Genomic DNA, 18,696 nt, shown 5'->3' on the forward strand with positions numbered 1-18,696 from the left:
GCATAAGGAGCAGGAAACGGGAAGTCTACGGCTGGACCGCGGGCCACAGAAGACGGCCGGCCCGCAGGACCAGGACCCGCTGGAAGTCCCGGTCCACCGCAAGGACGTCGGCGCGCCGGCCTGCGCGCAGGCTTCCGATTTCTTCTGCCCGGCCGATGATGGCTGCCGGAACGGCCGTAGCAGACTTAACTGAGGCGGCCGGATCCACGCCTGCTTCGATGGTCCGCCGGACAACGTCAAGGAGGGTCGCCGTCCCGCCGGCAAGGGACCCGTTGCCGGTGAGCCGGGCCTCGGAATTCCTGACCGAGACGGACGCGGGCCCCAGACGGTAGTCACCGTCAGGCAGGCCCGTGGCCGCCATGGAATCGGTCACGAGAGCAATGTTGTCCGCGCCCACCAGTTCGAAAACCATCCGAACCGTATCCGGATCAAGGTGCGCGCCGTCCGCGATGAGTTCAACGGCCACCTTGCCGGCCCCGGCCAGCCGGAGGCAAGCCGCGACAGGGCCGGGGCTGCGGTGGTGCAGCGGCGGCATGCCATTGAAAAGGTGCGTCACCGTGGGACGGGATCCCGACGCCGGCCCGGAGGCAGCGAGCAGTTCGGAGGCCTCGGTGAGGGAAGCTGCCGTAGTCCGTGCGTCAGCATCCGTGTGGCCCAGCGACGGCACCACGCCCTGCTCCGCAAGCTTTCGGACGAGGGCGTCCGAGCTGGTCAGTTCCGGCGCGTAGGTCATGGTGCGCAGGTGGCCGCCGGCGGCCTCCAGCAGCTCGTCCAGCAGGTCGAGGTCGGGGTCCAGCAGGAACCGCGGGTCCTGCGCGCCGCAGCGGGCGTGGGAGAGGAACGGGCCCTCGGCATGGATGCCCGCGATGAGTCCCTCGTCCGCCAGTAGCCGCAGGCCCATCATGCCCTTGAGCAGATCCTCGCGCGAAGCCGTCACCAGGCTGGCCATCAGGGTAGTGGTCCCGCTGCGGTGGATGAAGTCTATGGCAGTGCGGGCCGCGGCCAGGTTGCCGCTGGGGAAGTCCCCGCCGGCCGCGCCATGGCAGTGCAGATCCACCAGGCCGGGCAGGATCATGCTTCCAGCCGGAAGTTTGAGCGTTTCAAGTTCAGGCAGGGCGGAGCGGTCCAGGCCCGCCAAGGGCCCAACATAGGCAATGAAGCCGTTAACTACGGCGACTGAGGAATTTGCGGCGGAATAGCCATCGGTCACAGCGGTGCCGGAGAGCAGGTAGTTGCCCGATCCCGGCGGGGCGGTTGTTGGCCTCATCTCAGGGCCTCGGCGAACCAGCCGGTGATGGTGGCCGGGTGCGTTATTGCTGTCCCGACGACGACGGCGAACGCGCCGGCGTCCAGGGCCTGGCGTGCCTGGGCAGGCGTATGGATGCGTCCCTCAGCGATGAGGGGGACGCCGAATTCCGCTGCCGCGATGTGCCCCAGGAGGTCCAGGTCGGGGCCGGGGGTTTTGGGACGCTCGCCGGTGTAGCCGGACAGCGTGGTGCCCACAAGGTCTGCGCCGGCCTCGACCGCTGCCGCCGCGTCGTCGAAGGAACCACAGTCCGCCATCACCAAGGCGTGGGATTCGGCATGGATAGCGGCCACTGTCTGCGCCAGGGTGAGGCCGTCCGGCCGGCTCCGGCGGGTGCCATCGATTGCCACCACATGGGCGCCGGCGTTAGCCACAGCGAGGGCATGCCGAAGGCTGGGAGTGATGAAGACGCCGTCATGGCCGTCTTTCCACAGCCCGATCACCGGGACCTCTACCGCGGAACGCGTGTGCTGCACGTCGGCCAGGCCCTGGACCCGGATGGCAGCCGCGCCACCGATAACAGCGGAGGCGGCGACCTGGCCCGTGGTGCGGGGATCCCGCATGGGCTCACCCGGGTAGGCCTGGCAGGACACAATCAGCTGCCCACGCAGGGCTTCAAGGGCTTGGAGAGTCAGGATCACGGGCAGATTCCTCTGGAAGGTCGGGGCCTAAAGCTGTGGATTGCGGGCGGGTTGGGAGGTCAGCGCCGGTGGGGAGGCCGGGCGAGGATGAGGCGGGCGGCGCCCACCATGGCTGCCGTGTTGCCGAGTTTAGCGGGCAGCACCGGGAGGCCGGACAGCGTGGGCAGGAGCTCGGCACGCAGGGCGCGTTCCATCGGGCGCCACCATGAGGCGCCGGCATCTGAGAGGCCGCCGGAAACAACCACGACCTGGGGGTCCAGGATGTTCGCCAGGCCGCCTACTGCCTGCCCGGCCGCAGCGGAGCCAAGGCGGACGGCCTCGCTTGCTGTGGCGTCGCCCGTGCCGGCGAGGGCAAAGACGGCGCGGGCGTCCGCCACGCTGCATGCGCCGCCCAGCCTGAGGTAGGCCTCACGGATGGCGGGACCGGAGGCTATGGCCTCGACATGGCCTGAACCGCCGCAGACGCAGGGGATCGGAGTGCCGCCGTCGTACGCATAGGGTGACGCGAAGTGGCCTACATGGCCGCCTACGAAGCGGTGCCCCAGGACAGGGTGCCCGCCAAGCACAAAGCTGCCCCCCACACCGGTGCCGAAGGCCACCAGGAGGGAGCTTTCGGTTCCGGCGGCGGCCCCTGCCCAGGCCTCGCCCAGGGCGTGTGCGTGGACATCGTTCACTGCCTGGATTGACGACGGCGGCAGGCCAAGCCGGGTTGCAAGGCCTGCGGTGAGTGCCGTACCGGCCCAGCCGAGGATGGCATCGGTTGCCGAGACCACCAGTCCCTGCCCGGCATCGATGACGCCGGCCGAGCCGACGCCAACCCCGGCAACGTCCAGGCCTTCTGCTTCTGCCCGCGCGGCAAGGGAAGAAACCAGCGCCGCAGTGGCATCAAGGATCGCCGCCCCGCCGTCGCGGTTGAGTGTGGGCACAGTCGCCGAAAACAGGACAGTCCCGTCCCCGGAAACCAGGCCGGCAGCAGTCTTGGTCCCGCCGAGGTCAACACCGATCGCGTACATCATGTTCTTCACGAGAGTGGCGCCAGGGACTAGACGAGGCCGTTGCGTTCCAGGATCACCTTAATGGCGGTGGTCTCGTCCTCGTTGAGGGACAACATCGGCGCGCTCATGGTGTTGGATTCGATAATGCCCATGACCTGCAGGGCAGTCTTGAAGGCGCCGAGGCCCGCTGCGCCGCCGGAGACGCGCCCATTGGGCGTGTAGACGATCTCGAAAAGGTCTGCGAGGCGGTCCTGCTCCCGTGCCGCACCGGCCCAGTCGCCGGCCTGTGCGACGTCGAACAGGCGGCGGTAGCCGCGGGGATCTACGTTGCCAAGGCCCGGCACTACGCCCTGCGCGCCGCCCAGCAGGGCGCCGTCGACCACGACTTCGTGGCCGGTGAAGATGTCGAAGTTGGGGATGTCCTTGGCGGCGAGGAGCAGCTGGCGGAAGGAGACGTCGTCGCCGGACGAGTCCTTCACGCCCGCAATCACGCCGTCGCGGCCCAGCCGGACCAGGAGGTCGGTGGGGAGCTTGTAGTGCGTGCGGACGGGGACGTCATAGGCGAAGATCGGCTTGTCGACGGCGGCATGGATGCTGCGGAAGTGGGTTTCGGTTTCCGCGGCGTTGCCGATCGCGTAGTACATGGAAGTGACCACGATGGCGTCAGCGCCGAGGTCAATGACCTTTTTCGCTTCTTCAATGACGCGATTGGTGGTCTGCTCATTGGCGCCGACAATCAGCGGCACGGCGCCCGCGTTGGCGTCGGCAATGGTGCTGACCACCAGCTCGCGCTCGCCATTGGTCATATAGGGGACTTCCCCTGAAGATCCAAGGACGAACAGTCCGGACACCCCGCCGTCGAGCAGGTGCTTGGTGACGTTCTTCAGCGAGGCGGTATCGATGCTGCCGTCCGCGTGGCGGGGGGTGACGACGGGCGGGATGACGCCCTGGAACTGGGTGGACACGTGAATACTCCGATGGTTGGAAATGTTGAGGGAAAACTAGATGTGGAGCAGGCTGGGGGCGGCGCCCAGCAGCTTCTTGGTGTAATCGTTGCTGGGGTTGTCGAAGACCTGGGCCGCGCTGCCTTGCTCGACGATCTTGCCGAAGTACATTACGCAGATGCGGTCCGAGACGTACCTGACGGTCTGGATGTCGTGGGAGATGAACACCATCCCGAGGTTCAGCTGCGTCTTCAGGTCCGAGAGCAGGTTCAGCACCTGGGCGCGGACGGACACGTCCAGAGCGGACGTCGGCTCGTCCGCAACGATGATGTCCGGATCCAGGGCCAGTGCGCGGGCGATTGCCACACGCTGGCGCTGGCCGCCGGAAACCTGCGACGGCGTGACCTCGGAGGCGGACTGCGGCAGTCCCACCAGCGACAACAGTTCCTTGACCGTTGCGGCGCGGGAAGCTGCGGTACCGATACCGTGGATCTGCAGTGGGTCGGTGAGGATGTCTTGGACCGTCATGCGCGGGTTCAAAGCGGTGGCGGGGTCCTGGAAGACCACGGACACCGAGCGGCCGAATGCCTTGCGCATGGCGGCGTTCCGCTTGATGGCAGGTTTGCCGTGGAAGAGGACCTCGCCCGATGTCGGCGGTTGGAGTCCCACGAGTACCGAGGCGAGGGTGGACTTGCCGCAGCCGGATTCGCCGACGATACCTACGGTTTCGCCGCGGCTGATGGAGAAGTCCACGCCGTCCACCGCTTTGACGATGTTGGGCCGGAAGAGCCCGCCGCCCCGCGCCTGGTGGTAGACCTTGACGTCCTTGAGTTCGATGACCGGCTTGCCGGTTGATTCACTCATTTCGCATCCTCCTTCAGGTGGCTCGCCCAGTAGTGGTCTGCATCGTCGCCGCCTGCGGCTCCGACCGGGGTCAGGACCAGCTTTTGGCCGGGATCAGCGTCGGACCGAAGCGAGCGCGGTGCGAAGCGGTCACCCGGCGCGAAGTCGCGGGGGGACGGGACGGTGCCGGGGATCTGGTGCAGGCGGACGGCGTCGGCCTCAATGGAAAGGACTGCGCCGAGCAATCCTCGGGTGTATTCGTGCCTCGGATTCTGCAGGAGCTCGGATGCCTGGGCCGACTCCACTACCTGCCCTGCGTACATCACGGTGATGCGGTGCGCCAGCGAGGCGACCAGCGCCAGATCGTGGCTGACGAAGACCATGGCGAAGCCGAGCTGTTCGCGCAGTTCGTTGAGGAGGTCCACCACTTGTTTCTGGACGGTGACGTCCAGGGCCGTGGTCGGTTCATCGGCCACCACGATCTTGGGGGAGCGGGACAGGGCCATGGCGATCAGGACGCGCTGGCGCTGCCCGCCGGAGAGCTCGTGCGGGTAGCTGGCCAGGGTCCGTACCGGGTCGAGTTTAACCATTTCCAGCAGCTCGGCGGGGGTCTTGCGGCCGCCGCGCCTGGTCAGCTGTTCCATCTGGTCCTTGATCTTCATCGACGGGTTCAGGGAGCTGAGCGCGTCCTGGTAGACCATGGCGATCTGCTCGCCGCGCAGGCCTTCGTAGGCTTTGATGCTGCTGTGCCGGGCGGCTGGATCCAGCAGTTCCTTGCCGTCGAACTTGATGGAACCGGTGACCTCCGCGGTCTTGGGCAGAAGCCCCATGACCGCCAGGGAGGTGATGGACTTGCCGCAGCCGGACTCGCCCACCAGGCCCATGGTTTCTCCTTCGCGGACCGTGAACGAGACGTTGTCCACGATCGGGATGTCGCCAAAGCGGGCCGGGAACCGGATGGAAAGGTTGCGCACCTCCAGGACGTTGCGTGCGCCGGCCTGTACCTGGGGGAGACGATCGGTGCGTTTGGCTTCGATGGCGGCCAGCAGCTCCAGTTCCTTATCCAGCAGCAGGTGCGGGTTCGCCGCGGCAAGCTTGGGATTGGACAGGGCTGCCGCGCTGTAGTCCTCTTCCGTGAGGACGTCGCAGTAGGCTGCACGGACGCCGTCGAGCTCGTGTTTCTCCACCACGGATGGTTGGGCAACAGAGGTGGCGACTTCGGTGTCCACGGCGGCAGGTGCTGCGGACACGACTGCTGCCGCTCCGTCGTCGTCCTTTATTGCTGCCGCCTTGCGCAGCCTGGGGTTCACCATGGCGTCGGTGAGGCCTTCGGCGAGGATGTTCAGCGAGAGGACGGTGAGCAGGATCGTGGCACCGGCGAAGGTTGTGGCCCACCAGCCGCCGGAGAGGACAAGGTTGCGTCCATAGGAGATCACGTTGCCCCACGATGGCGCGGGATCCTGCACACCGGCGCCCAGGAAGGCGAGTGACGCTTCGAGGATGATGGCATCGGCCACCATCACCGTTGCGAACACCAGTACCGGGGCCGCGGTGTTGCGGACGATGTGCTTGAGGAGGATGTAGAACCGGCCGGCACCGATCACGCGTTCAGCGCGCACATAGTCCTCGCCGTACTGCGACAGCACATTGGCGCGGACCACTCGGGCCAGTTGCGGGGTGTAGATGATGGCGATCGCAATAATGATGGTGGGAACCGAATTGCCGAACGCTGCCAGCAGGACCGCAGCCAGGGCGATGCCGGGGAAGGCCATCAGGATGTCCATGAGGCGCATGATCAATTCGTTCACGGCCTTGCTGGACGTCGCTGCGAAAGAGCCCAGCAGGGCGCCCACCAGGATCGCCAGGCCTACGGCGCCGAGGCCGATCAGCAGCGAGGACTGGGCGCCGAACAGTAGGCGCGAGAAGATGTCGCGTCCCAGCCGGTCGGTGCCAAAGAAATGTTCGCCGCCGGGCGGGGTGGCGGGGATGAAGGTCTCGAGCGGATCGTGCGGGGCGAGCACCGGTGCGAAGACGGCGGCCAGGACGATCATGATGAGGAAGAGGAGGGCGATGCGGGAGCCCCAGGGCAGGGCTTTGAGCCGGAGGCCGGGGGCACTCAGCCGTTCAGCGAGTTTGCTGCGCATGGGCTATACCGTCCTGATTCGGGGGTTGATGAGCAGGTACAGGAGGTCCACCACGATGTTTACAAGAACGAAGGTGACGGAGATGGTGAGCACCACGCCCTGGACGAGGTTGACGTCCAGGTTGGTGATGCCGTTCAGGATCAGCTGGCCCATACCGGGCAGGGCAAAGATCATTTCAATCACGACGGCGCCGCCCAGCAGGTAGCCCACGCGGAGTCCCAGCACGGTCACCGGCGTCACCAGCGCATTGCGAAGGACGTTGCGGGAGACAACCTCACGGTAGGGGACCCCATTGCCGATCGCTGTGCGGACGTAGTCCCGGTCCAGTTCCTCAACCATTGAGGTGCGGACCACGCGGATCAGTGAAGCCGAGACGGGAATGCCGAGGGCAAGCGCCGGAAGCGCCATGGAGTTCAGCCATCCGCCGAAACCTGATTCCGGCGTCGCAATTCCGCCCGAGGGGAACAGGGGGCTGGAGCCGAGGGCGAACCACTGGATGAGCAGGATGCCCAGCCAGAACGATGGTGTGGCGATGGCGGCTATGGAGAAGACCCGGACCAGCTGGTCCGGCCACTTGTCACGGTACAGGGCGCCGAGGATGCCGAAGACCAGGGACAGGACCACTGCGATGATGACGCCCAGGAACGTCAACTGGAGCGTGAGCGGGAATGCCGAGCCGATCATCGACGCCACGGACTTGGCCGGTGGGGTGGTTACGCCGAGGTCGAATCGCAGCAGCTTGGCCAGGAAAGCGACGTATTGAACGAGCAGCGGCTCGTTCAGCCCATTCTCCTGGCGGTACTGCTGCTTTGCTTCTTCGCTGGCGCCTTCGCCCAGTGCCGAGCTTGCCTGGTCGCCGGGCGCGGCCTGCAGTACGAGGAAGACCAGCAGGGTGATGCCCAGGATCATCAATGGCAATGCTGCGAGTCTGCGGCCAAGCAGACGCAATATCGTGACCAATTTATTCTCCGGTGTGTTGGGTGCTGCAGTTCAAGAAGTTGCGAGGCCCGCCCTGCGTGCTCCCCGGGATCAGGGACGCAGTGCAGGCCTCGCAACGCAAAGGGGGCTGCCTACGAGGTGCGTCCGACGCCGATGAACGACATGCCGGTAGTGGGCAGGGGCTGGAAGCCGCTGAGCTTTTTGTCGTCCCACGCGCTGGGCAGTTGACGGTGGAAGATCGGATAGAGCGGGAGTTCGTCGGAGACAAGATCTATGATGTCGCCCGTGATCTTCTTGGCTTCGTCCCCGGCGGCCTGGGAGCCTTTGTTCATCAGTTCCTGCAGCCGGGCGCGCTCAGGGGTGGTCCAGTAGGCTCGCTTGTCCATCCAGGTGGCTCCCGAGTAGAACCAGCTCAGGAGGAGATCTGCGTCATTGCCGAACACTGACGGGTCTCCGGGCGCTGCCACGACTGAATAGTCGCCGGTTCCAACACGGTCCGTGTAGAGGGCGCCGGACTGGATGCTCTTCACGGAGACCTTGACTCCGGGGATCTTGTTCCAGGATTCCAGGATGAGAGGGGCGACGTCCTTGACCCAGGCGGTGTCCGTGGTGAGCAGCTCGAATTCGAGGCTGTCGACGCCGGCTTCCTTCAGCAGATCTTCGGCCTTCCCGGCGTCGTAGCCGTACACGTTCTTGGCCTTGATGTAGTCGGGGTGGCCTTCCTGGAAGTAGGAGCTGGCCGCTTTGGCGTTGCCGAAGAGGGCTTTCTTGATGATGGCTTCCTTGTCCAGGCCATAGTGCAGGGCCTGGCGGACGAGCTTGTTGTTGAACGGGGCCTTGGCGCAGTTGAACATCAGGAACATCAGGCCGAAGGACTGGACGGATTCAACCTTGACCCTGGACTTGAGGCCGTTAACGTCCAGGTAGGGGACGTCTTCGATGGCCTGGACCCGGCCGGACTGGACGGCGGTGACACGGGCAGCGGCATCCGAAAGCAGGAGCCAGGTCATACCCTTGGCCAGTGCCGGCTGCGGGCCGTTGTAGTCAGCGAACGCTTCGAAGACAATCTTGTCGTCCTTGACGGCAGAGACGAGCTTGTAGGGACCGGAGCCCACGGGCTTCGCATCGAAGGCCTTCAGGTCGCTGGCGAGTGCCTTGGGGACGATTTTCACCACGGAAATGCGGGGGCCGAATCCGGGGAACGCGTACTTGAGGGTGAACTCCACGGTCTTTGCGTCGACGGGCTTGACATCCTGGATGAACGGGATGAACTGCGAGAAGAGGGACTTGTTGGCCGGGTCCAGGACGCGCATGAAGGAGAAGGCGACGTCCTCGGTGGTGACCGGTGATCCGTCGTGGAATTTGGCGCCGTCGCGGATGGTCACCTGGTACGTGGTGTCGTTGACCTTCTTGGGATCCGCGGCCGCCAGTGCGTTGTATGGCTCCCGGGTGGCCGGATGCAGTTCCACGAGGCCCTCGAAGATGTGCAGGTTGGCGGCCATGGGAGTCGCGCCGGAGGAGCTGAGGGGATCGAAACCGGTGGAGAGGGCGTAGGAGATGCCCGCCTCAATGATGAGGTCCTTGTTAACCGCAGCGGCATTGGCCGAGCCGCCGCTGGTGGTGGTGGCCGCCGGGCTGCCACACGCAGCGACGGAAGCGGTGAAGGCAGCGGCGACGCCCATGGCGCCAGTCAGCTTGAGGAAGTTCCTGCGGCTGGCGTCGTTGACCAGCTGCAGGTTCTTGGAGGAGATGTTCATGAAGGCCTCGCGATTCCAGAAAGTTTATCGGATGTAGGACGTCCGAGCTCGTGATAAAACTGTAAGTCCCATCACAGCGCATCGTCAAGTGCGGTCGCGCCCTCACAAACGGAGTCCAAATGTCCCTCATCGTTGGCGCCTACCCTGCGCAGGCGGAAGAACTGCAGCAGCAGTTCTATCAAGAGCTGGGCCGCATTCCTTCAATCCGGGGGCTGGAGCTGCCCTATGGTCCCTACGGTGGAAGCCCGTGGCCTGCTGGGGCTCCGGAGGGTTGGTCCGGTGTGGTCACAGCAATTCCAGGCACCATGCAGCGATTGGGTGGGACTCCCGCTTTCGGCCTCGCCTCGAAGGATCGTGATGGACGGAGGGCAGCGCTGGAGTTCGTGTCAGGGTTGCGTGATTATGCCTCCCGCCTCTCAGGCGAGGGGCACAACGTGGAGGCGGTTGAGCTGCACTCTGCCCCGCCGCTGCATTCCTCGGCCCGTCTTTTTGAGGAGTCACTCAAGGAAGTACTCGACTGGGAGTGGGGCAGCACGCGCGTGCTCGTAGAGCACTGCGACGCTCCGCGTGTGGGCAGCAAGCCGGAGAAGGGGTTTCTGAGCTTTGATGAGGAGGTCGGCGTCGTTAAGTCCCTTCAGGGCCAGGGGTGGGGGCAGGTTGGCATCGTGGTCAACTGGGCGCGCTCGGTCATTGAATCAGGGGACACTGGCACTGCAGTTGAACATCTGTTCCAGGCCCGGGAAGCAGGCGTTCTCGCGGGGGTGATGTTCTCCGGGTGCTCCCCGGAGGCGACAGAGTTCGGTTACCCGTGGATTGACGCCCACCTGCCTCCCGTTGAGGTGGACGGCGCACCGCCGAGCTCGCTGCTGAACCGCGCTGAGGTCCAGCGCTGCCTGGCAGCAGCGGGTCCGGTCGCCATCACAGGCTTCAAAATCGGGCTTCCACAACACGGCCTGTCCGTTCAGGACCGGGCCGGGCGCCTCAAGCAAATGTGCGATCTGATCGAAACGCTGTCCTGATTGGAATTGACCGCCGCAAAGGCAGCTCGGCGACGGTTCGGCCGGAAGCCGGTCATGACCAGGGCCTGTGCTCCACGCGGACTGCTCCTGTTGCAGTATCAAAATGGAAGGTCCGGGACGTGCGGTGGCGCGAGCCGCCCATGACTCCCTCGACGGTGTATGCCACCTCTACGGACTCGCGCTTTGCGTCGTCTTCGGTCAACGTGTGCGTGGGGGTGAAGTAGAGCGCTTCCGCCCCGGGCAGAAGATCCTCGGCGGGGAACGCGTGGACGCCCGGGCCGTCCAGGCGCACCTCGGTCACCGGGAGGGGACCGCCATTGCGTGCCCTGCCGGTGAAAGCCAGGATGTCCCCGGCCCTGTAGCCGGGTGTGACAAGGCCGTAGTTCAGGTCCTGCGCCTCCCGGGTGCCGAGGATTTGCGCTGATCCTTCGGTGTAGCCTTGGCCAATCTCTTTCCAGGTATGGACGTTCCAGCCTTCTGTGTTGGAAGGCATGACGTGGAATTCACCAGCGTTGAGCCACACGGCCGGGCGGCCGGGGGTGATGGAGCGGAGTTCAATATCGAACACCAGGCCAGGGCCGTCTGTGGACGCAGGCTCCTGAGGGGCATTGAGTTGTTGCGTGAGCTGCTCCTGCGGCACGGAGGCGAAGACTATTTCCCGGTAACCCTGCCGCTCATACAGGACGCCGATACTGCCGTCCGGGAGGCGGGCTGCGGTGGAATAGGCGGAACTTCCGGGGCATAGGACCAGTTTCGCCGGCCAGCTGCGCCCGTTGTCGAGAGACAGGCTGAGTACCGTGTTCCGCCGCAGGGCTGTGTCGTGGTTGTTGGTGGCCAGCAGCCAGGAGTCGGTGCTGCCGTCGGCCAGGCCGGCCACATTGGGCAGGCCGTCGAAACGGACAAGGGAGCCGTTGTCGCTCGGATCCGGAAGTTCCTCAACGGGAGCCAGCGCACTCCAGGTGGCCCCGCCGTCGTCCGATGTTGCGGCGAGGCGGCGCGGCGTGCTGCGGCTGTGCAGCAGGAGGCGGCCGTCCGCCAGTGCAACCACCTTGTTTTCGTTGGGGCTGAAGCCGTGCGTCTGCTCGCCAACAAGCTGGCCGAGGGCCCAGGAGCCTCCGTGGTCATCGCTGTACGCGGAGGCGGCCATGATGGCGCCCTCGCAGAGGATAACGAACTGCTGCACCAGCCTGCCGGTAAAAGGTCCTGAATGGATCTGGATGCCCTGGCCGGCAGCAGCAAAAATTCCGGTAACCGGGCGGTTAGTACTGCCTTTCAGTTGGCTGGTGATCCTGCGGTGCTGCCAGGTCAGTCCGTCGTCGTCGGAGAAGCTGAGATCGCAGTGCTGGACGTACTCATCGTCCGGATCCTGCCCGGCGGTGGCCTCGAAGAATCCAGCCCGGGTTCCTGCCGCATGGAAGAGGAAGATGCGCTGCGTTTCCATGTCTACCAGCAGGCTCGGATCCCCGAAACCCTCGAGGCCCTTTGCCGTGCGGACCACAGCCTGGCTGCTCCACGTCCGGCCGCTGTCCGTGCTGCGGCGGAGCAGCAGGTCAATGGGGCTGGGCAGATCATCAAGGTTGGGCCGGCCGTCGTAGGCCGCCAGCACAGTCCCGCTTGCGGTGACGGCAAGGGCCGGGATGCGGTACTGCCGGTAGCCGCCGGTTCCGCGGGTGGCGAGGACGTGCTCCACAGCCGCGACGGCAACCGGGAGGTGGGGGACAGGAGGTGAGATGTAGGACGTCACCCCTTAAGTCTAGCAATGTGAAGCGGGCCACTATACGGTTGTAGGACGTCGTATGTCGAAGGTTTCTAATTACCTCTGGCGATCGTCACCTCAGCAGGCCCGCGATGCAGCGGCTCCCCGAAAGGACACATGATTTGGGTTCCACGAAGAGAAGAATCAGACGCACAGCAGTGGTGGGAAGGGGTGCAGGAGCAGCGGCATTAACCCTTGCCTTGCTGGCCGGAACCGTTCCCGCCGCCCAGGCCGCCCCCATCCCGCCGAACAGCCCCACCGCACCTCCCGGGACTTTTTCGGAACAGAACCTGGCGGCAGACCGGACCGCCAGCAATTTCTTCTACCGCATCCCGGCCATGACATATCTTGGAAACGGCGTGGTCCTGGCCTCCTGGGACGGCAGGCCCGGCAGCGCGGCCGACGCCCCCAACCCCAACTCGATCGTGCAGCGGCGCAGCACCGACGGTGGCCGGACCTGGGGACCCGTGCAGGTGATTGCGGCAGGCCACGTGGCGGATGCCAGTGCGCCGAAGTACGGCTACAGCGACCCCTCCTACGTTCTTGATGCCGAGACGGGCAAGGTGTTCACCTTCTTCGTCTACTCCAAGGACCAGGGCTTCTTCGGCAGCCAGTACGGGAATGACGATGCTGACCGCAGCGTCATTTCCTCCGCCGTTATCGAGTCCTCCGACGGCGGCACCTCCTGGAGCCAGCCGCGGCTGATCACCACCATCACCAAACCGGGCGCCAGCAAGACGAACCCCATAGCGGGTGACATCCGCTCCAACTTCGCGTCCTCGGGGGAAGGGATCCAGCTTAAGTACGGCCAGTACAAGGGCCGCCTGATCCAGCAGTATGCCGGGGACGTCCGCCAGGCCGACGGCAGCAACCGCATTCAGGCTTACAGCGTCTACTCGGACGACCACGGCGCCACCTGGCACAAAGGCGCCAACGTGGGTGACCGCATGGATGAAAACAAAACCGTGGAACTTTCGGACGGCCGGGTCCTACTGAACTCCCGCGACAACGCCAACCAGGGCTACCGCAAAGTCGCGATCTCCACTGACGGCGGTGCCACTTACGGCCCGGTAACGCAGGACACGGAACTCCCGGACCCGGCCAACAACGGCGCCATCGCCCGGATGTACCCGGCGGGGGTGCAAGGGTCCGCTGCCGCCAAGAAGCTCATTTTCACCAACTCCAACTCCAAGACCGGCCGGGAGAACGTATCGGCCCGGGTTTCGTGTGATGACGGTGCCACCTGGCCGGGTGTCCGCACCATCCGCCCGGGCTTCTCCGCGTACTCCACCGTCACCCGGCTCGAAGACGGACAGTTCGGGGTCCTCTACGAAGGCAACTACACGGACAACATCACATTCTCCATGTTCGACGACGCGTGGTTGAACTACGTGTGCGCACCGCTGTCAGTTCCGGCGGTCACCACTGCTCCCGCTGCCACCGAGCAGGTCCCTGTCACCATCACCAACCAGGAAGCCACCACGCTCTCGGGCGCGAACGCCACGGTCTACACCCCCACCGGGTGGTCCGCCACCACAGTGCCCGTACCCGACGTCGCACCCGGTGCCTCGGTGACCGTAAACGTGGCCCTGACCGCCTCGACCAGCGCCAGCGGTCCGCAAAGCCTTAACGCGGCCTTCATGACGGCGGACGGCCGGGTTTCGCAGCACACCTTCACAGCCACCGTTCCGGTGGCGCCGCAGGTGGGCCTCTCCATCACGGGAACCGCGCCTGCCAGGGACGTCATCACCAACCCTTACCGAGAGGGCGAGGTGCTGGGCTACTCATTCAACGTCAAGAGCACGGCCAACGTCACGGTGAACTCAGTGCCCGCATCCGGCACCTTCGACGCCGGCTTCCTGCCGCCGTCGGCCCCCAACTGCCGGTACAACAACCTGGCCGCCAGCGCCTCCTACACCTGCACCACGGCAAAGCACACGATGACGGCCGAGGACATCGCGCGCGGCTACTTCGTTCCGCAGGCGAGCTTCACCATCACAGCCAGCTCGACGCCGTCGCTCACCAAGACAGTTGCGTTTACCGGCGCGGCCGTTGCGTTGCGGGACGGACTGGTCGCAGCGGACATCACAGGCAGCCGCAACGATGCCGGCCGTGACCTGGCCACCCAGCCCTACACCGCAGGGGAAGCCTTTCCCTACACATTCGACGTCACCAACACCAGCCCCCTGACCGAGAAGGTCGTTCCCACGGCCGGCAATTTCAGCCCCTTCGTCCCTGAAGGCCCCGGCAACTGCCGCTACGGTGTGCTGCCGGCGGGCCAGAGCTACGCTTGCACTACCCCGCGGCATGAAGTCACCGCGGCGGAAGCCGAACAGGGCTTCTTTGTTCCGGCCACCACCTGGGAGGTCAGGTCCGCCGGGCAGACAACGCGTACCTACACTGTTGACGGCGGAGAAGTTGACCTCAAAGTCCGTGACCCACGGCTGGAGGGCACTATAGCAACGGAATGGAAAGACAACGACGGGGACCGGTATGCCTCCGTAGGTGACACCATCACCTACACCTACACCCTGGGCAACGCCGGCAACGTTTCCCTGACGGAACTCAGCGCACCTGACGCTTCTATCCTGGAACCGAGACTGGGGGTGGGCGGCACCATAACGGCAACCCGCGACTACGTCCTGACCGCTGCCGACATCGCCGCCGGACGGCTGGAGGCAGTGCAGCTCGAGGCAACCGCCGTCAACGGTGCAAAGCAGGTCTCCGCCACACTGGCCGGGGACGAAACCATCCTGGATCTTCAACCGGCACGTCCGGAAATCATCCCGGCGCTCACGGTACAGGACCTGGAGGAACAGCTTCCGCCGTTCGATCTGGGCACGGCGGAGAGGTACCGCAACGGCCAGAAAGTGGTCCTCAACGGACTCGAATACGGCCAGTGGTACTACGTCTACCTCAACAAGCACAGCCAGCGCCTCGGCTGGATCTTCCCCACCACGGACAACACGGTGGAGTTCATCCTGCCGGCTGACGTCCAGAACGGCCGCGATGACTTTGTGGTCCTTGACCAGGACGGCAAACAGGTCTCCTTCGACAGGCTGCAGGTGACCCCGAAGGGATAACCTGCCATCGTTCAAGGAGAGCAGCGTAGACAGGAACGGCCGGCGGTCACGCCGGCCGTTCTCGTCGTGGAAGATGAGAAAAATAGGACAACCAACACAACAAGTCACACGTTCTTTTCCGTCTGAATCGGTTCCGGTCCTACTGTCCGTAATCATCAGGTTCTGCGGTCTCGGCTGGCTTGTTCTACGAGCTCGGTGATCCAGGGACGGTGCCCTCGGTGGAATGTTATTCCTTCGGGTAGTCCCTGCATGCTGGGGAGTGCGTTTGTGATGTTGATGGTGACGTGTTTGCTGGCCAGTGGTGCGTTGGTGATCTGAAGGTCGCCGTAGGACTTCGGCAGAACGGGGTCCAGCCAAACTCCTCCGCGGGAGACGTGGGCGTCGTAGCGCATCAGGCTGGTTAATAGCAGGATCGGTGAGGTCGCTGCCCATGCCTGGGGCGAGCAGGCCGTGGGATAGGGGACGGGTTCGGTGAACTGGTCGCGGCTGAACCCGCAGAAAAGTTCCGGCAATCGGCCGCCGGAAAAGTCGGCGGCTTCCAGGAGTGCAGTGGAGATCCTTTGTGCTTCTTCCACGAATCCGTAACGGACCAGGCCCGCCTGGATGATCGCGTTGTCGTGCGGCCATACGGAACCGTTGTGATAGCTGGCAGGGTTGTAGGCGCCCATGTTGCTTGCGAGTGTACGGACGCCCCAGCCACTGAACATTTCCGGGGACACTAGGTGCCGCGCCACCTGCGCGGCCTTGTCCTCGTCCACCAGTCCCAGCCACAGGCAATGGCCCATGTTGGAGGCACACGCGTCGACTTTTTGCTTTTGCCCGTCGAGGGCGACGGCGTAGTAGCCGCGTTCAGGTATCCAAAACTCTTCGTTGAACCGCTTCTTCAGGAGGGCTGCGCGGTCAGCGTAAGTGTCTCCGATCTCATAATCGCCAGCGTCGTATGCCATCCATGCCCGGGCCAAGTAAGCAGCGAAGACATAGGCCTGGACTTCGCACAGTGCGATGGGCGGTTCAGCGAGGCGCCCGTCGGCGAAATTTATCCCGTCCCACGAGTCTTTCCACCCCTGGTTGACCAGACCGTTGGGGTTGAGCCGCTGGTATTCGACGAAACCGTCGCCGTCCTTGTCGCCGTTGTCGCGGATCCACTCCAGTGCGCGGTCTGCGTGGGGCAGCAATGCGTTGATGGTTTCTTTGGCGAAGCCCCAGCGGCTGACGGCCCCCAGGACGTCAACGAACAAAGGGGTGGCGTCCACGCTGCCGTAGTAAGTGGATTTTCCGCCTAGAGAGAGCCCGCTTGAGACATCGAGTCTTACTTCGTGGAGGATTTTGCCAGGTTCCTCTTCACTGAGGGGATCAACCACGGTTCCCTGCCGGTCCGCCAGGGTTTGCAGTGTGCCCAGCGCCAGGGAGGGGTCCACCGGAAGCGCCATTTCAGAGGCCCAGAGGGAATCGCGGCCGAAGATGGTCATGAACCATGGCGCGCCGGCAGCCACCACCACACGGTCTGGATGGTCCGGGTCCTCGATTCGCAATGCTCCCAAGTCGTCGTAGCTACGCTTGAGTGTCCGCTCAATCGCGGGATTTCCCATTCGCAGCATTGGGATCCTGGACACCCACTCCCGGCGGCGCCGATCGCTGGGGGACAACTCACCGCCCGTGTGGCCGAAGGCTGGCCGACGGGATTTTCCGGTTACTGGCACCGCGCTGACAGTCGTGGACCATTCCGACCTCGGCTGGATCATCACCCGGCAGATAATGGCGTCGATGGTCACGTCAGCATCGGGAGCATTGACGATGTCCTTTTGGACGTCCTTCCAGCGGCCGTGGATCGTTAGCACTCCATCGTCAACGTGCCGGCGTTCCTCCCATTGCCTCTGGATCCTGGCTTCCTTGACCTCGAACAAATCGGCGAAGTCCGACCCAACCACCAGCTGAAGGATGCACTCCATGGGTACCAGCGAGAAATTCCGGACCGTGAGCTGTTCCTGCATGCCCTCACCCACCTCGCGCAGTCGCTCGACAATGAGGGGACTGTCCGCGTAACCGTCAGAGCGTGGGACGCGTCCTGCAAAAAGGGCGCGGTAGGGCTCCTTAACCTCGGCCGCGAGCGGCTCCAGCGGCTGCCCATTAATCGTCAGGTACCACGTGGACAGAAACCGGGTGTCCTGGACGAAAAGGCCGTGGGGATGCTCCGGATGGATGTCTCCGTTGGGCATGGAAATACAGAAGGACGAACCCTCCACCAGTGTGACGGTACCAACCCCTAAAGGCCCGGCCGCCGTGTCGGCGTTCCACCCTGCCATGCCCGCCTCCTTGGGAAAATCCCATGCTGCCAGACTGGTCATCAGGCCTTGCCTCTTAGCCAATCTGACTGTGATCGACGCTACGCCTGCTGCCTTTTGGCCGCCAGAGTCTTAGGCTGGAATTCTGGCTTGAGCGTTCAATGCGAGAGTCGGGCTGCGCTTGCCAGGGGGAGATCGCAGAGCTTTTTAACGCGGACACATCCAACGGCGAGGGCGAATTCGGGGGTGTGTACATCTCGTGTGTTTTCGGGAGTTCCCAGTGCTTGTAAGGCCCCGAGTGTAGTTCGAGTCCCACCTCGGGCACGGCATATCCCCTCGCTAGAGGGGTTGCGCGTCGTAGCTTCACCGAGAGTGGGCCGTCCGCGCCGGATCCTCCCGGCTGATATTCCGGGCCAATGCCGCCCCTCGTTGTACCTGCGTTGCAGTCGCTTGACTTCCTCCATCGTCGCGGCAACCACTAGATCAGAGAGCGAGACATAGCCTTCCCCTGGCCCGGCCGCCTGAAGTGCCGCACGGACCTGGGCAGCCTGATCGGCAGTGAAATATGGGTTGATGTGAGCAGCCGATTTCACCTTGGGGAATCCATGCTTTTCCCATCCGGTCGCCGGGGCGGGGTTAGGTTTGGGCCGGCGTGTCCGCGGGCTTTTCTCCGAACGACGTGCGACGTGCGCGGCCCGCCTGTATTGCAGGGCGCGTATCGCCTCCCTTACTTTCTCGCGAGTACCGGGAGCGACAATGTCCGGCTGGTTGAGAACATTGGAAACGATCGCCATTGAGACGCCTGCTGCCGCTGCGACATCTGCCATGCGTGCGGTAGTTTGCAATTGGTCTCCCGTGTGAGTTCTCGATGGAGAGCGGGCGTAAAACGGTCGTGCGCGGATGGGCGCCACGCGACGGTTCATAAGACGTGCGGGGTGAAGCTAGGGGGCGCACTTCCTTGCCGTTGCGAGTCCTTGATTCGCCTCG

Annotated in this window: 13 protein-coding genes; 2 read left to right on the top strand and 11 right to left on the bottom strand. The window is 64.5% G+C overall.

The features are described from left to right. Positions 1–25: 25 nt before the first annotated feature. From ACTAQI_RS05085 to ACTAQI_RS05120, 8 genes are all read right to left on the bottom strand, one after another. Positions 26–1,267, bottom strand: coding sequence for an N-acetylglucosamine-6-phosphate deacetylase (locus ACTAQI_RS05085; protein ID WP_457949995.1), 1,242 nt, complete (start codon positions 1,265–1,267; stop codon positions 26–28). Beyond that, positions 1,264–1,947 carry an N-acetylmannosamine-6-phosphate 2-epimerase gene (locus ACTAQI_RS05090; RefSeq protein ID WP_457949997.1) on the bottom strand — a complete coding sequence of 228 codons (684 nt, stop codon included), beginning with the start codon at positions 1,945–1,947 and terminating at the stop codon, positions 1,264–1,266. The genes ACTAQI_RS05085 and ACTAQI_RS05090 overlap by 4 nt, the downstream gene beginning before the upstream one ends. A 59-nt stretch (positions 1,948–2,006) precedes the next feature. Beyond that, positions 2,007–2,963, bottom strand: coding sequence for an ROK family protein (locus ACTAQI_RS05095; RefSeq protein ID WP_457950992.1), 957 nt, complete (start codon positions 2,961–2,963; stop codon positions 2,007–2,009). Between the two features lie 26 nt (positions 2,964–2,989). Beyond that, positions 2,990–3,907 carry a dihydrodipicolinate synthase family protein gene (locus tag ACTAQI_RS05100; protein ID WP_457949999.1) on the bottom strand — a complete coding sequence of 306 codons (918 nt, stop codon included), beginning with the start codon at positions 3,905–3,907 and terminating at the stop codon, positions 2,990–2,992. Between the two features lie 36 nt (positions 3,908–3,943). Then, a complete protein-coding gene (locus ACTAQI_RS05105) occupies positions 3,944–4,750 on the bottom strand; it encodes an ATP-binding cassette domain-containing protein (RefSeq protein WP_457950001.1) in 807 nt (268 codons plus the stop codon). Next, the gene (locus tag ACTAQI_RS05110) at positions 4,747–6,873 is read right to left on the bottom strand and encodes a dipeptide/oligopeptide/nickel ABC transporter permease/ATP-binding protein (RefSeq protein ID WP_457950003.1); all 2,127 of its coding nucleotides are present in this window, start codon (positions 6,871–6,873) and stop codon (positions 4,747–4,749) included. The genes ACTAQI_RS05105 and ACTAQI_RS05110 overlap by 4 nt, the downstream gene beginning before the upstream one ends. A 3-nt stretch (positions 6,874–6,876) precedes the next feature. After that, the gene (locus ACTAQI_RS05115; RefSeq protein WP_457950005.1) at positions 6,877–7,833 is read right to left on the bottom strand and encodes an ABC transporter permease; all 957 of its coding nucleotides are present in this window, start codon (positions 7,831–7,833) and stop codon (positions 6,877–6,879) included. Between the two features lie 110 nt (positions 7,834–7,943). Beyond that, the gene (locus tag ACTAQI_RS05120; RefSeq protein ID WP_457950007.1) at positions 7,944–9,569 is read right to left on the bottom strand and encodes an ABC transporter substrate-binding protein; all 1,626 of its coding nucleotides are present in this window, start codon (positions 9,567–9,569) and stop codon (positions 7,944–7,946) included. Positions 9,570–9,688: 119 nt separating this feature from the next. On the opposite strand from ACTAQI_RS05120, the gene ACTAQI_RS05125 reads away from it, so the two are divergent. Next, positions 9,689–10,588 carry a DUF4862 family protein gene (locus ACTAQI_RS05125; protein WP_457950008.1) on the top strand — a complete coding sequence of 300 codons (900 nt, stop codon included), beginning with the start codon at positions 9,689–9,691 and terminating at the stop codon, positions 10,586–10,588. A 52-nt stretch (positions 10,589–10,640) separates the two neighbouring features. Here the strand turns inward: ACTAQI_RS05125 and ACTAQI_RS05130 are convergent, their stop codons facing one another. Beyond that, entirely contained in the window at positions 10,641–12,332 is a 1,692-nt protein-coding gene (locus ACTAQI_RS05130; RefSeq protein WP_457950009.1) for a sialidase family protein, read from the bottom strand. A 104-nt stretch (positions 12,333–12,436) separates the two neighbouring features. Here ACTAQI_RS05130 and ACTAQI_RS05135 point away from each other — a divergent pair, with 104 nt between their 5' ends. Next, positions 12,437–15,427 carry an exo-alpha-sialidase gene (locus ACTAQI_RS05135; RefSeq protein WP_457950010.1) on the top strand — a complete coding sequence of 997 codons (2,991 nt, stop codon included), beginning with the start codon at positions 12,437–12,439 and terminating at the stop codon, positions 15,425–15,427. A 155-nt stretch (positions 15,428–15,582) separates the two neighbouring features. Here the strand turns inward: ACTAQI_RS05135 and ACTAQI_RS05140 are convergent, their stop codons facing one another. Continuing rightward, on the bottom strand, positions 15,583–17,730 hold the full coding sequence (locus tag ACTAQI_RS05140; RefSeq protein ID WP_457950011.1) for an amylo-alpha-1,6-glucosidase: 2,148 nt from the start codon (positions 17,728–17,730) through the stop codon (positions 15,583–15,585). 137 nt (positions 17,731–17,867) lie between these two features. Beyond that, positions 17,868–18,632 carry a ParB family protein gene (locus ACTAQI_RS05145; RefSeq protein WP_457950012.1) on the bottom strand — a complete coding sequence of 255 codons (765 nt, stop codon included), beginning with the start codon at positions 18,630–18,632 and terminating at the stop codon, positions 17,868–17,870. Positions 18,633–18,696: the final 64 nt, after the last annotated feature.

Source organism: Pseudarthrobacter sp. alpha12b (assembly GCF_054130495.1).